The 13,473-nt window shown below is 71.6% G+C and carries 16 protein-coding genes; 9 read left to right on the top strand and 7 right to left on the bottom strand.

Annotated features, from left to right (window positions below):
- Window positions 1-5: 5 nt before the first annotated feature.
- The 5 genes from P0592_RS03555 to P0592_RS03535 all read left to right on the top strand — a co-directional run bounded on the left by P0592_RS03555 (window position 6) and on the right by P0592_RS03535 (window position 3,992).
- Window positions 6-368, top strand: a complete 363-nt coding sequence (locus P0592_RS03555; protein ID WP_276272894.1) for a VanZ family protein — start codon at window positions 6-8, stop codon at window positions 366-368.
- A 42-nt stretch (window positions 369-410) separates the two neighbouring features.
- On the top strand, window positions 411-1,778 hold the full coding sequence (locus P0592_RS03550) for an outer membrane protein assembly factor BamB family protein (RefSeq protein ID WP_276272893.1): 1,368 nt from the start codon (window positions 411-413) through the stop codon (window positions 1,776-1,778).
- Window positions 1,779-1,844: 66 nt separating this feature from the next.
- Window positions 1,845-2,921, top strand: coding sequence for an archaeosine biosynthesis radical SAM protein RaSEA (locus P0592_RS03545; protein ID WP_276272892.1), 1,077 nt, complete (start codon window positions 1,845-1,847; stop codon window positions 2,919-2,921).
- A 57-nt stretch (window positions 2,922-2,978) separates the two neighbouring features.
- Window positions 2,979-3,293 (top strand): antibiotic biosynthesis monooxygenase family protein, encoded by a 315-nt coding sequence (locus tag P0592_RS03540; protein ID WP_276272891.1) that lies wholly within the window; start codon window positions 2,979-2,981, stop codon window positions 3,291-3,293.
- A gap of 81 nt (window positions 3,294-3,374) precedes the next feature.
- The gene (locus tag P0592_RS03535; RefSeq protein ID WP_276272890.1) at window positions 3,375-3,992 is read left to right on the top strand and encodes a class I SAM-dependent methyltransferase; all 618 of its coding nucleotides are present in this window, start codon (window positions 3,375-3,377) and stop codon (window positions 3,990-3,992) included.
- Here the strand turns inward: P0592_RS03535 and P0592_RS03530 are convergent, their stop codons facing one another.
- From P0592_RS03530 to P0592_RS03510, 5 genes are all read right to left on the bottom strand, one after another.
- A complete protein-coding gene (locus P0592_RS03530) occupies window positions 3,993-4,286 on the bottom strand; it encodes a DUF7967 family protein (RefSeq protein WP_276272889.1) in 294 nt (97 codons plus the stop codon).
- 236 nt (window positions 4,287-4,522) lie between these two features.
- Window positions 4,523-5,197 (bottom strand): phosphoribosylformylglycinamidine synthase I, encoded by a 675-nt coding sequence (gene purQ / locus P0592_RS03525; protein ID WP_276272888.1) that lies wholly within the window; start codon window positions 5,195-5,197, stop codon window positions 4,523-4,525.
- A complete protein-coding gene (gene purS / locus P0592_RS03520) occupies window positions 5,194-5,448 on the bottom strand; it encodes a phosphoribosylformylglycinamidine synthase subunit PurS (RefSeq protein ID WP_276272887.1) in 255 nt (84 codons plus the stop codon). Before purS ends, purQ begins: the two co-directional genes overlap by 4 nt.
- Before the next feature lie 38 nt (window positions 5,449-5,486).
- A complete protein-coding gene (locus tag P0592_RS03515) occupies window positions 5,487-6,140 on the bottom strand; it encodes a DUF7504 family protein (RefSeq protein WP_276272886.1) in 654 nt (217 codons plus the stop codon).
- Between the two features lies 1 nt (window position 6,141).
- A complete protein-coding gene (locus P0592_RS03510) occupies window positions 6,142-7,023 on the bottom strand; it encodes a GAF domain-containing protein (protein WP_276272885.1) in 882 nt (293 codons plus the stop codon).
- Window positions 7,024-7,146: 123 nt separating this feature from the next.
- On the opposite strand from P0592_RS03510, the gene P0592_RS03505 reads away from it, so the two are divergent.
- The gene (locus P0592_RS03505) at window positions 7,147-8,118 is read left to right on the top strand and encodes a formyltetrahydrofolate deformylase (protein WP_276272884.1); all 972 of its coding nucleotides are present in this window, start codon (window positions 7,147-7,149) and stop codon (window positions 8,116-8,118) included.
- A gap of 135 nt (window positions 8,119-8,253) precedes the next feature.
- Window positions 8,254-8,886 carry an RAD55 family ATPase gene (locus P0592_RS03500; RefSeq protein ID WP_276272883.1) on the top strand — a complete coding sequence of 211 codons (633 nt, stop codon included), beginning with the start codon at window positions 8,254-8,256 and terminating at the stop codon, window positions 8,884-8,886.
- Here P0592_RS03500 and P0592_RS03495 read toward each other — a convergent pair.
- Both P0592_RS03495 and nadE read right to left on the bottom strand, forming a co-directional pair.
- Window positions 8,883-9,917 (bottom strand): phosphoribosylaminoimidazolesuccinocarboxamide synthase, encoded by a 1,035-nt coding sequence (locus P0592_RS03495; RefSeq protein ID WP_276272882.1) that lies wholly within the window; start codon window positions 9,915-9,917, stop codon window positions 8,883-8,885. The two genes, P0592_RS03500 and P0592_RS03495, sit on opposite strands and share 4 nt — an antisense overlap.
- 35 nt (window positions 9,918-9,952) lie before the next feature.
- Window positions 9,953-10,828 carry an NAD(+) synthase gene (gene nadE, locus P0592_RS03490; RefSeq protein WP_276272881.1) on the bottom strand — a complete coding sequence of 292 codons (876 nt, stop codon included), beginning with the start codon at window positions 10,826-10,828 and terminating at the stop codon, window positions 9,953-9,955.
- A gap of 132 nt (window positions 10,829-10,960) precedes the next feature.
- On the opposite strand from nadE, the gene P0592_RS03485 reads away from it, so the two are divergent.
- Both P0592_RS03485 and cofH read left to right on the top strand, forming a co-directional pair.
- The gene (locus P0592_RS03485) at window positions 10,961-11,977 is read left to right on the top strand and encodes a sodium:calcium antiporter (RefSeq protein WP_276272880.1); all 1,017 of its coding nucleotides are present in this window, start codon (window positions 10,961-10,963) and stop codon (window positions 11,975-11,977) included.
- 71 nt (window positions 11,978-12,048) lie between these two features.
- Window positions 12,049-13,404, top strand: a complete 1,356-nt coding sequence (gene cofH, locus P0592_RS03480; protein ID WP_276272879.1) for a 7,8-didemethyl-8-hydroxy-5-deazariboflavin synthase subunit CofH — start codon at window positions 12,049-12,051, stop codon at window positions 13,402-13,404.
- The last annotated feature ends 69 nt before the right edge of the window (window positions 13,405-13,473 follow it).

The following is a 13,473-nucleotide window of genomic DNA, read 5'->3' as shown; positions in this document are numbered from 1 at the left end:
CGGCGATGCGCCGACAGGTACCGGCGGTCGCCCTCGCTGTCCTCCTGCTGGTAGGGTCGCTCGTCCCGCTCCCGACCGGCGGCGGCGACGCGCTCCCGCTGGTGCTCGGCGTCGCGCTGGACAAGTGGGTCCACGCGCTCGGGTACGCCGCGCTCGCGGGGCTGGCGTCGTGGGGGCGAGACGCCCGCTCCGCGCTGGCGCTCGCGGCCGTCCTCGTCGCCGTCGCGGGCTACGGCGCGGGTATCGAGCTGCTCCAGGGGCCGGTCCCGACGCGGGACACCAGCGCCCTCGACGCGCTCGCCAACGCCGTCGGGACCCTCGCTGGCGGCCTCGCGTGGCTGGCCGTCGATCGGTCAAACCGTCGCTGACCCTCCAGAAGGCCCTTTGTGGCGGCAAGGGAAGGGCGGAATATGCCCTCCCGAAGACAGTTCGTCACCGCCGCCGGGGCCGCGCTGGCCGCCCTCGCGGGGTGTTCCGACGACGGGGACCCGGGGACCGAGCGGCCGACGACGGAGCCGCCCACGACCGGTCCGGCGACCGACACGCCGGGCGAGACGCGGACCGAGCCGGAAGCGACGGAGCGCGACTCGCTCCTCGCGTGGCTGCCGACGTGGACGCTCGACATCGATCTCGGGAACGCCCTGTCACTACGGGTCGCCGACGGGGACCTCTACGCGACCCTGAGCGACGACGCCTCTCGGTCGGCCGTCGCCGCCGTCGACCGCGCGGGCGACGGGTTCCGGTGGCGGGCGGCCCTCGACGGGGACGTGGTCGCCAGCTCCTACCTCACGCAGACCAACGCCCGGGACAAGTGGGCGCTCACCGTCACCGAGGACACGCTGTACGTCGTCGCCGGGAACACCGACGACTACGCCTGGACGGCGCTGCACGCGCTGGAGCGCGAGAGCGGCGATATACGGTGGTCGCTCCGGCGGGAGCGGGAACTGGCCGTCGCGGGCGTCCGCGACGGGACGGTCGTCGCCGGCGCGCGGGACTTTTTCGTCCCGGAGTCGACCCACGACACGCCCGAGGAGCCGCTGTCGACGGCGCTGCTGGGCGTCGACGCCGCCACCGGCGAGGTGCGCTGGTCGCAGTCGTTCGCCGGCGTCCAGGCCGCGACGACGTACGCCGGGGGCGTCGCCGTCGGCCAGTACGACACCGTGACCGGCCTCGACGTCGACGGGGCGGAGCGGTGGTCGACGGCGACCGACGAGCCCCGCGAGATCGTCCCGCTCGCCGACGCCGCCGTCGTCGCCGCGGCCGACGACGACCGCTCGACGCTGCGGGCGTTCGCTCCCGACGGCACCGAGCGCTGGCGGGACACCCGCCCCGTCGAGTCGTTCCTCGCCGACGGCGACACGCTGTACGGCCTCGGCGACGAGACCGTGGCCTACGACGCCGACGGCACCGTCCGGTGGCGGGTGTCGGGGTACAGCGACTGGCCGCTGCTGGCCCCCGACGGCGAGACGCTGTACGCTCGCGCCGCCGTCCGCGCCAACGCCGTCGACGCCTTCGACGTGCCGGGGGGCGGTCGCCGCTTCCGCTGGGCGACGCCCTCGAACAACGGCTGGCCGGCCGGCGCGACCGACACGATGGCCGTCGCGGAGGCGATCACGCCCGACGAGGCCGACTTCACCAGCCTCTACGCCGTCGACGACCGGTCCGGCGAGCCGATCGCCGTCTACCGACCGGAGGACACGGTCTTCGACGTGGCCGGTGCCGAGGGGACCGCCTACGCCGCCGTCGGCGGTCGCCTGCTGGCGTTCGGACACCCGTGAGGCGTCGCCCGGGCGACCCCTTAGCGAACGAAGGCGATATACGCGCCCGTCGGCAACAGCGGCGTGATGAGCAAGCCCAGTCCCGAGGTCTACGAGGCGGGGAAGGGGATGGACGCCCACAACGCGGTGATGCGGGAGGTGCGGTCGCGCAACGACGCGACCTACGATCCGCGCGAGCCGACCCGCGTCTGGATCGACGAGGACAACACCCCCGACGGGGTGTACCAGAGCCTGACGATCATCCTCAACACCGGCGGCTGCCGGTGGGCCCGCGCCGGCGGCTGTACGATGTGTGGCTACGTCGCCGAGAGCGTCGAGGGCGGCAGCGTCGCCCACGAGGACCTTATGGCCCAGGTCCGGCACTGTCTCGACCACGAGGCGGAGAACGCCGACGAGCGGTCGGGCCTGATCAAGATCTACACCTCCGGGAGTTTCCTCGACGAGCGGGAGGTGCCCGCCGAGACCCGGCAGGCCATCGCCGACACCTTTAGCGACCGCGAGCGCATCGTCGTGGAGTCCCTGCCCGATTTCGTCGAGGAGGAGCGGGTCGCCGACTTCGTCGACGCCGGCCTGGAGACCGACGTGGCGGTCGGGCTGGAGACCGCCACGGACCGGGTGCGCCACGACTGCGTGAACAAGTACTTCGACTTCGCGGACTTCGAGGCCGCCTGTGCCGAGGCCCGCGAGGCCGGCGCGGGCGTGAAGGCGTACCTGCTGATGAAACCGCCCTTCCTCTCGGAGGCCGAGGCCCTCGCGGACATGCAGCGGTCGGTGCGCCGCTGTGCCGGCGTCGAGGGGTGTCACACCGTCTCGATGAACCCCTGCAACGTCCAGCGGTACACGATGGTCGAGGAGCTGTACCACGACGGCGGCTACCGGCCGCCGTGGCTCTGGTCGGTCGCCGAGGTGCTCGAATCGACCGCCGACGCGGACGTCATCGTCGTCTCAGACCCCGTCGGCCACGGCAGCGACCGCGGCCCGCACAACTGCGGGGACTGCGACGACCGGGTCCAGCGGGCCATCAAGGACTTCGACCTTCGGCAGGACCCCAGCGTCTTCGAGCAGGTCGACTGCGAGTGCGAGGGGACCTGGGACGAAGTGCTGGCCCGCGAGACGAGCTACGCGATGCCGCTTGCGCGGTAGCCGCCGGCTCGGCGACACCGGCCAAGCCTTCACGGTCCAGCGCCGTCCAGGGGCGGTATGATCGAACGGATCTGGCACGGGTGGACGGCCCCGGACGACGCGGACGAGTACGAGCGGTTCCTGACCGGGGAGCTCTTCCCCGAGGTCGCCGAGACCGTCGACGGCTACCGCGGCGGCCGCGTGTTGCGGCGGTCCCGGGACGGCGAGGTCGAGTTCGTCACGGCGATGCGGTTCGAGTCCATCGAGGCCGTCGAGGGGTTCGCCGGCGAGGACTACGGTGAGGCGCACGTCCCGCCGACGGCCCGGGACCTCCTCTCGCGGTACGACGACCGCGTGCGACACTTCGAGGTGCGGGCCGAGTTCGAGCCCTGACGCCGGCCGGGGCCCAGCGCCCCGTCGCCGAGCCGCCGCCGACCGGAAACCGTTTAGCGTCGCCGCGTTCTGTCCCCACGTATGGACCCCGAGGACGTCCGGCGGGACTGGGCCGACCGCTCCGGCCGCTTCTCGCCGGCCTACTACGCCGACATCGGCCCCAACGAGGTCAGCGAGACGCTGGGCGACGTGTTGGGCCACTACGCCGGCGAGGACGCGGCGATCCTCGAACTCGGCTGTGGCTCGGGCCGACACCTCGCGCACCTGCTGGACCTGGGCTACGAGAACCTGACGGGCGTCGACATCAACGACGACTCCTTCGACGTGATGGCCGACCACTACCCCCGGCTCGCCGAGACGGGGACCTTCCACACGACGGCTCTGGAGTCGTACCTGCCCGATCTCGCCGACGACGCCTTCGACGTGGTCTACACCGTCGAGACGCTCCAGCACGTCCACCCCGACGACGCCTGGGTGTTCGGGGAGGTCGCCCGCGTCGCCGGCGACCTGCTGATCACCGCCGAGAACGAGGGCAACAGCCCCGACCGGGGGCGCGCGGAGACGGACGTGAGCTACGTCGACGACGAGTTCCCGCTGTACCACCGGAACTGGAAGTCCGTCTTCGCCGAGCACGGCCTCGCACAGCTCATCCGGGAGCCGACCGACCGCGACACCATCCGGGTGTTCCGGTCGCCCTGACTACAGCGTCCCGTCGGGGGCGTGCTTCTCGCGCATCCGCTCGACCTCGGCGGCGTAGCGCTCGCGGGTCTCGGCCTCGCCGACCGTCCCGAGGTTCCCGGGATCGACGACCAGCGAGACGGGCGTCTCGCGGTGGTCGCCGGTGAAGGAGGTCAGCGCCCGTTCCCTGCGGAACTCGCGGCGGCCGTCCGGCGTCGCGTAGGTGAGGATGACGAGGTTCTGCTCGTCGTCGCCGTAGGTCCGCTCGACGAGCCACACCCTGACGCTCTCGTCGTCCGCCCCCTCGGAGGTCATACGGACGACTAATCGTGCCCGTGAGATGAGTGTGACGGCACCACACACCCACTCCGTCCGCCACTTTCACTTTCACTCCGGTAGGCTGGCGTTTATCCCCGATCGGCCACTACGTGGGCGTAGGGGCCGCGGACGAACGTCACACGCTCCACTGGCCCCACCCATCCTATCCTCCCTGTTGTGACCCCGCCAGCCGCGGCTACGGCGGTCGCGTCACGGGAAGCCCGCTCGGCCGGTCAGTGCCCGAACCCGTCGAGCACGCGCTCGCCGTCGGTACGCCCGAGGTCGTCGAGCGACGCCCGCTCGGGGTGGGGCATCATCACGGCGACGTGGTCGTCGTCGCCGGTGACGCCGGCGACGGCGTGTTTCGAGCCGTTGGGGTTGGCCTCGGGCGTGACCTCGCCCTCGGCGTCGCAGTACTTGAACAGGATCCGGTCGTCGCGCTCCAGCTCGTCGAGCCGATCGTCGGCGATCTCGTAGCGGCCCTCGCCGTGGGCGATTGGGAGTTCGACGACCTCGCCCTCGTCGTAGCCGCTGGTCCAGGGGGTGTCGGCGTTCTCGACGCGGCAGTGGACGTGTTCGCACTGGAACCGGGCGCTCTCGTTCGTCGTGAACGCCCCCGGCGTGAGCGAGGACTCGCAGCCGATCTGTGCGCCGTTGCACACCCCGAGGACGGGCGTCCCGTCCGCGGCGGCGTCGCGGACCTCCTCCACGATGGGCGAGCGGGCGGCCATCGCGCCCGCTCGCAGGTAGTCGCCGTAGGAGAAACCGCCGGGGAGCATCACGCCGTCGACGTCCGCGGGCAGGCCGTCCTCGTGCCAGACGAGCTCGGCGTCGAAGCCCAGCGACGTCAGGGCCTGTACGGAGTCGCGGTCGCAGTTCGAGCCCCCGAACTGCACTACTGCGATCATTCCCGCTCGGCTACCTCCACGTCGTAGTCGTGGATGGTCGGGTTCGCCAGCAGCCGCTCGGCCATCTCCTCGGCGCGCTCGGCGGCGGCGTCGGCGCTGTCTGCCGCCAGGTCGATCTCGAAGCGGTCGGCCGACCGGAGGTCCTCCAGCTCGAACCCGAGCCGTTCGAGCTGGCGCTGGGTGGTCTCGGCCTCGGGGTCGAGGACCCCCCGTTTCAGCCGAACGGTGACGGTGGCGGTGAAAGCGGTCATTACTGACGTGGCGGCGTGGCCCGGAGAAAACGCTTGCGTTATGCCCGCGCGTCGGCGCTCGTCCACGTCGTCGGCTGGTCCTCGAGGCCCTGGACGCGCAGTTCCGGGCCGGTCTCGCCCTCGCGGACCTCGATCCGGCCGTCGAAGGGCTGGGTGACGCTGCCGACCACGCGGTCGTCGTGGGCTTCGGGGTCGATGGCACAGAGGCCCAGCCCGTCGGCGGTCCGGACGCGGCTGGTGACGGTGTTGACGAACCGGAAGACGGGACGGACCTCGTCGCTGTAGACCAGCAGCGGCGTCAGCGTGTGGATGCCCGTCCTGACGGCGTCGTAGCCGCGGGCGTACACCTGCTCGTAGTGGTTGGAGTACTCGATGCCGATACCGGTGAGGTCGGCCGGGGTCCCCACGGTGGCGACGCCGCTCCCGAGGCCGCTGGTGTCCTCCTGCGTGCAGTCGACCACGCGGACGCCGTCGGTCCGCCGGCCGCCCAGCCCCTCGAAGGCCTCCAGTACCTGGCGAGCGCCGGTGTCGGCGGTGACGACGACCACGCCGTCGCCGCCAAGCAGCAGGCGGAGGAGGACCTCGCGGGTCCCGCCCAGCGTGGGTCCGGCCACCAGCAGGTTCGTCCCCGGGTCGACCGGCGACAGCGGGAGGTCGGCGAACTCGTAGGGCGACGGCTTCTGGGCCGCCATCTCAGCCGGCACCTCCGTCGAGCCGCCGCCGGAGCTGCAGCTGTTCGGCCACCTCGTCGGCGAACCGACGGAGGTCGTCCCGCTCGGCGCGCGTGTACGAGCGGGGTTCGTCGTCGGTACAGCAGACCGCGCCCAGCGCTCGGCCCTCGCCGTCCGTGATCCGAGCGCCGGCGTACGAGCGGATGTCGAGCTCGTCGAGCCGCTCGTTCCCGTCGAACCGGGGGTCTTCGTGGGTGTCCTCGACCACCATCACCTCCTCGGTGAGGATGGTGTGGGTACAGATGGTGTCCTCGCGGGCCAGCGTCCGCCAGTTCGCGCCCTCGCAGGCGACGAACCGCTCCTCGTGCTCGTCGACCAGGCCGACGAAGGCCACGTCGATGTCGAAGTGGCTGGCGATCAGTGCGGTCAGGCGGTCGAACGTCTCCGCGGCCGACAGCGACTCGACGTCGTACTGTCGGAGGGCCGCCAGTCGCTCGGCCTCGTCGGCCGGGACGGGGTAGGCGGCCTGTGTCGGCTCGCTGGCCGCCGCCGCGACGATCTCGGCCAGTCGCTCCGCCGCGTTCGGGACCGTCCGTGGGACGTATTCGACGACCTGTCCGGGGCCGCCGCGGGGGAGGTCGGCCGGCGACTCCGCGGCGTACACCACACACGGGCAGTCCGGCTCCGCGTCGCGGACGGCCGTGACAACGTCGGCGGCGTCGCCGTCGGGGAACGTCGCGGCCGTGACCACGCAGTCGGGCCTTTCGGCGAGCGCCCGTTCCGTCTCGGCGACGGTCGGCGTCGTCACTACCTGCAGACTGGCGTCCGTCAACGCCGCGGCCGTCGTCTCGCGGCCGGTCTCGTCGGGGTCGGCGTAGACAACAGTCGGGCTGTCGGCACTCACACCTCCGACCTTGCACCGGAGCAGTATAGTGATGACGCCACGGCGGCGGAAAACGAAGGCTTTTGCATCGCCTCAGCCGAACCGAGTGGTAATGAGCCGTCACACCGTCCGGAGGTGGCAGGCGTGACACACGGCCTCACGGAGATCACCGTCGTCGGCGACGACGACACGGGACTCATCGCCGAGGTCACGTCGCTGCTGTTCGAGCGCGGCATCAACATCGAGGACCTCGATCAGGCGGTCCGCGAGGGGGTCTTCCGGATGACGATGCACGTCGACACCGCGGAGATGGTGACCACGGAGGGGAAACTCCGCGAGGACCTCCACGAACTGGGGGAGGAACTGGGCGTCGACGTGCAGGTCCGGTTCCCCGCCGACCGGGAGACCCAGTCCATCGCCGTCCTGGTCACGAAGGAGTCCCACTGCCTGGAGGCGCTGTTCGAGGCGTGGGCCAACGGCGACCTCGGGGCCGACATCGAGGTGGTCATCGGCAACCACGACGACCTCGAACCGCTGGCCGAGAAGTACGATGTCCCGTTCCACGACATCGGCGACGAGAAGGGGACGCCCGACGAGGACCGCCTGCTGGAGCTGCTGGGCGAGTACGAGGTCGACCTCGTCGTGCTGGCCCGCTACATGCGCATCCTCTCGCCGGACGTCGTCTTCCGCTACGAGAGCCGCATCATCAACGTCCACCCGAGTCTGCTGCCCGCCTTCCCCGGCGCGTCGGCGTACATGCAGGCCATCGAGGAGGGGGTCCGCATCGCCGGCGTCACCGCCCACTACGTGACGACGGACTTGGACCAGGGCCCGATCATCACCCAGCGGGCGTTCAACGTCCCCGACGACGCCACCGAGGCGGACCTCCAGCGGATCGGCCAACCGCTGGAGGCCGAGGCGCTCGTCGAGGCCATCGGGCTCCACCTCGACGACGAGGTGACGGTCCACCGCGGCCGCACGAAGCTCCGCGACCCCGACGAGACCGACGCACAGTTGGGGGCACCCGAGGTGCTGGACGACGCCAACCCCGACCGACCCATCGACGGCCTCGGCGAGTTCGTGGCGGACGAGCCCGAGCCGGAAGCCGACGACTGAGCCGGGGCGGTACCGCTGGGACGCGGCGCGCCCGGAAGCGACCGCCTACGGATCGTTCTCACGCTCTTTGCTCGCGTCGTGGCGACGGGTACGGGACGCGTTACAAAGGCCCTGAGGGGCCGAGTCCGGCGTGCCGTGTCACACGAACGCGACCGGCACCGGACGGGGGTCCGGGCGCTGGACCGGAAACTGGGCGGGGGTCTCCCCGGGGGGACGGTGGTGGCACTCACCGCGCCGCCGGACAGCCAGGCCGAACTGCTCCTCTCTCGACTGGCCACGCAGCGCGAGACACACTACGTCACGACCGAGCGGACCGCGCGCTCGGTACGGACGGCTCTCGGGGCCGCGGGCGTCGACCTCGCGGGGGTCGAGGTCCACGCCGTCGACCACGAGACGCCGCTGCGGTCGGTCCGGCGGATCGTCGACGGGGTGGCCGTGGGATCGGTCGTCGTCGACCCCGTGGACGTCCTCGAACGCCGCGACCCCGGGCGCTACCGGGCGTTCCTCGCGGCGCTCCAGAGCTGGGCCGCGGACACCGAGGGGGTCGCGGTGCTGCACTGCCTCGACGGGACCGATCCGCCGGCCCAGCGCGATCGGACCACCCACGTCGCCGACGTGGTCCTGTCGCTCCGGACCACGGTCGACGCCGACGGCGTCGAGTCCCTGCTGGCGGTCCCGAAGTTCCGCGGCGGCTCGGCGCTGACCGAGACGCTGGCGCTGGAACTGACCGAACGGGTCGTCGTCGACACCAGCCGCGACATCGCCTAGAGGTCCCGGACGGCGTCGACGGCGGCGTCCAGCGACGGCGCGTCGAACACGTCGCCGCCGACGTAGGCGTTCGTGCCGGCACAGTAGAGGTCGCGAGCGGCCGCGATCACGGCCTCGTCGAGGGGTTCCGGCGAGCGCTCACACAGCGCCTTCCAGTCGGCGACGCCCTCCGCATCGGCGCGGCGCTTGGCCTCGCCGACGGCCTCCACCCACTCCGGCTGGGTGCGCTTGTGGTACTGGCGGACGACCTCCTTGGAGACCTGCTGGCCGTCGTGGGAGAACCGGTTCTCGTCGAAGGTGCCGACCACGTCAGCGACGCGCAGCTGCCCCCCGTGGTAGAGACACTCGATCTTCCCGTCCTCGTGGACGAGGCCGGCCTCGGCGGCCCGGTCGGTGACGACGTGGTTGACGGCCAGGGCCAGCTCTTCGAGGCGGTCGATGCTCGCCGCGCCGGCGATGCGGTCGGCTTCCTCGCGGTCGAGGTAGCGGTCCTGTTCCTCGTACTTGGTGGAGAACTCCACCACCGGCTCCGGCAGGTCGACGGCGTCGTCGGGCCACTCCTCGAAGTCGAGGCCGTGGTCGGCGGGGTCGGTCCGCGAGCGCAGCGACGACCCGACCGGGACCCGGTTCCGGAAGACGATCTCCAGCGGGACGAGGTAGTTCTCCCCGGCCGCGTCGTGGTAGGCGTCGTAGTCGTAGGAGCCGTCGGCGAAGGGCAGGTCCGGCACCTGCGTCAGCGAGATGACCATCTCCTCGGGGACGGCTCCGGTCGACAGCGCCTCGCCGAGGTCCAGCGTCCCGTCGTGGCCGTCGATCCGGACGCCCTCGTAGTGGGTCGGGACGTGGTTCTCCTCCAGCAGCTGGAAGTTGTACGCCCCCATCGTACACAGCGACGCCCCCTTGTCGGGGATCTCGTCGGGCATCTTCCCCCAGTCGAAGACGGAGTAGTCGTCGGTGAACACGAACGCGCCACGGCCCAGGTCGGTGGCCGTCGCGCGCTCGTCCACGCGGAACTCCTTGACGCTCGTCATCACCGGCGCTTGTCGGCCGGGGGCAAAGACGTTTCTCACTCGGGGGCGAACGGCCGGCTCGGCCGGTCGACGACGCCGGGCGTCGGCGCGACGGCCCGCTTGTGGGCGGTCGCGCGGCACATCGCGTGCAGGCGGCCGGCGGTCTCTCGATCCAGCGCGAGGCCGTCGAGGGCGGCGTCGACCGGGACCCGGTCGTCGACGACCCGCCGGAGGAACGGGTCGACGACGTCGTAGGTCGCACCCAGGTCGTCGGCGTCGGTCTGACCGGGAGACCGGCCGGCCGACGGCGGGGCCTCGACGACCTCCTCGGGCACGCCCAGGTAGTCGGCCACCTCGCGGACCTCGGTCTTGTAGAGGTCCCCGAGCGGCTGGAGGTCGGCGGCGTCGCCGTGTTTCGTGACGTAGCCCAGCAGTCGCTCAGAGCGGTTCGCCGTCCCGAGGACGAGCCGGTCCCGTCGGTTGGCCGCGTAGTAGGTACAGACGGTGCGGAACCGGGCGACGGCGTTGCCGACGGCCCGGTCGACGGTGGGGGCCGGCCCGCCGTCGTCGGCTGCGAGCGCCGGGACGACCGTCTGTCTGAACTGGTGTACCAGCGGCCGCAGGTGGACCCGCTCGAACTCGATCCCCAGGCTCTCCGCGAGTGCGCCCGCCTCGGCGGCGGCCGTCGCGTCGGTCTTGTGACACGGCAGCGCGAGGCCGAACACCCGGTCGGCACCGAGCGCGTCGGCGGCCAGGGCCGCCGACACCGTCGAGTCGAGGCCGCCGCTCATCGCCACCACGACGCCGCTGGCGTCGGCCGCCGCGACGCGGTCGCGGATGAACGACCCGATGCGATCGACGACCGTCGCCGTCGCCGGGAAGTCGGTGCGGGGCAACTCGCCTGCGAACGTCCGTCGTCCGTGGTCGGTCACGCCCCGACTGCGGCGACGGCCGAAGTAAACGCTGCCCCTAATACACCTACCGGGTGTCCGGTGACTGCGGGAGTGTTGGAGGGTCCTTGACCGAGTGGAACCACTTTTGTCGGTCCCCCGACGGTCCCCTGTATGGCCGCGAACCTGTTGGTCGAGGGGGTCGTGATCGTCGCCGCGACCGCCGCCATCTGGAAGGGCAGCGACTGGCTGGAGGCGTCGAGCGAGCGGCTGGCGACCCACTACGGCCTCCCGCAGGTGGTACAGGGGGCCGTCGTCGTCGCCGTCGGGTCGAGCTTCCCGGAGCTGGCCAGCGTCGTCGTCGCGGCGCTTGGGGGGTCGCTCGCGCTCGGGGTCGGTGCCATCGTCGGGTCGGCCATCTTCAACGTCCTCGTCATCCCGGCGGTGGCCGGCATCGCGACCGACGAGCACGTCGAGTCCAACCGGACGCTGGTGTACAAGGAGGCCCAGTTCTACATGCTCGCGGTCTCGGTCCTGCTCGTGACGTTCGCGCTGGCGGTCATCTACTACCCCGGCGACGCGACGCTGACGGGGACCGTGACGCGGCCGCTGGCGTTCGTCCCGCTGGCGCTGTACGGGCTCTACGTCTTCATCCAGTACCAGGACACGACCGACCACCGACCGGCCGACGATCCCGACGAGATCGCCGTCGGCCGGCAGTGGGCCCTCCTCGTGGCCGCGCTGGCCGTCATCCTGGTGGCCGTCGAGCGGCTGGTCCACGCGCTCCGGCTGTTCGGCGAGGCCTTCGCAGTCCCGGAGTTCCTGCTGGGCGTGACCGTCCTCGCGGCGGCGACCAGCCTCCCGGACACGCTGGTCAGCGTCCGCGCGGCCCGGGCCGACCGGGCCGTGGCCTCGCTGGCGAACGTCCTCGGCTCGAACACGTTCGACCTGCTCGTGGCGGTGCCGGTTGGCGTGCTCATCGCCGGCCCCGAGCTCGTCGACTTCGCGATGGCCGTCCCGATGTTCGCCGTGCTCACGGGCGCGACGGTCCTGCTCTTTACCGTCCTGCGGACCGACCTCGAACTGAGCGACCGGGAGGCGTACCTGCTGGTCGCGACCTACGTCGGTTTCCTCGCGTGGGTCGTCGCCGAGACCGCCGGGGTCGTGACCGGTGTCCTCCCGTCGGCCTGAGCGTCACCGACACCCGCCGGTTTCGCCGCCGACCCGCACGCTTTTGCCCGTCCTCTCCCTTCGCCCGAGTGATGGCGGACGCACCCGACGCCGTCCCCGACGGCGAGTTCGACTTCGCCCACCGCGCCGTCAGCGACCAGTCCTTCGAGAACGCGCTGGCGAAGGCTCGGGCCGGGGACCGTCTCACCGTCGACGACGGCGTCGAACTCATCACCACCGGGACCGACACCTCGGGGATCGACCCCGCCCGCAAGGAGCAGGTGCTGGAGGCCGCGGACCGCCGGCGGGCCGAGGTGGTCGGCGACGAGGTCACGTTCGTCGCCAACCTCAACAACAACGTGACGACGGCCTGCAACACCGGCTGTCTGTTCTGTAACTTCAAGGACCGCTCCGAGCAGTTCCGGTCGGAGTACCAGGAGGCCCACGACGGGTTCACGAAGACGCCCGCCGAGTCCCGCGAGATCGTCCGGGACGCCGTCGACCGGGGCATCTACGAGGTGTGTTCGGTGTCGGGCCTGCACCCGGCGTTCGCGCTGGACGACGAGCACCGCGAGGTCCTCGAGACGAGCGACCGGGGCGACCTGAACTACCGGCCGCCGGCGGAGTACGACACGGACCCGGGCACCTACTGCGAGCAGATCCGGGCGATGGCCGTCGGCGGCGTCCACGTCCACTCGATGACCCCCGAGGAGGCCTACCACGCCCGCCGTGGCACCGACTGGAGCTACGAGGAGGTGTTCGGACGACTCGCCGACGCGGGCCTGGACAGCGTCCCCGGCACCGCGGCGGAGATCCTGGTCGACGAGGTCCGGGAGGTCATCTGTCCCGGGAAGATCGGGACCGACGAGTGGATCGCCGCGATGGAGGCGGCCGCCGCCGTCGGCCTCGACACGACGGCGACGATCATGTACGGTCACGTCGAGAACGCCCGCCACCGGGTCGAACACCTCCGGCGGGTCCGCGAGCTCCAGGACCGGACCGGGGCGATCACGGAGTTCGTCCCGCTGTCGTTCGTCCACGAGGCGACGCCGCTGTACGAGCGCGGGATGGTCTCGGGGGGAGCCAGCGCCGACGAGGACGAGCTGATGATCGCCGTCTCCCGGCTGTTCCTCGACAACGTCACGCACATCCAGTCCTCGTGGGTGAAGTACGGCGACGCGCAGGGGCTGAAGATGCTGACCTGCGGGGCCGACGACTTCATGGGGACGATCCTCTCCGAGGAGATCACCAAACGGGCCGGCGGCGACTACGGCGAGTTCCGTTCCGTCAGGGAGTACGCGGACATGATCTCGGCCGTCGGCCGCACGCCGGTCGAGCGGTCGACGGACTACGAGCGGCGTCGCACCGTCGACCCCGACGCCGACGTGCTGGGGCCGCGGCTCGGACCGAAGGCCGACGGGACGCCACTGGTCGAGCGGGAGCGGTGAAAAACCGGGCCGAGACCGGCCCGTGACGGCGTCGTCCCGGGTTGGCTGTCAGAGGCACGCCCCGGGCAT

Source organism: Haloarcula litorea, from assembly GCF_029338195.1.
GTDB lineage: Archaea > Halobacteriota > Halobacteria > Halobacteriales > Haloarculaceae > Haloarcula > Haloarcula litorea.
This window is presented reverse-complemented; position numbering and strand designations above follow the sequence as displayed.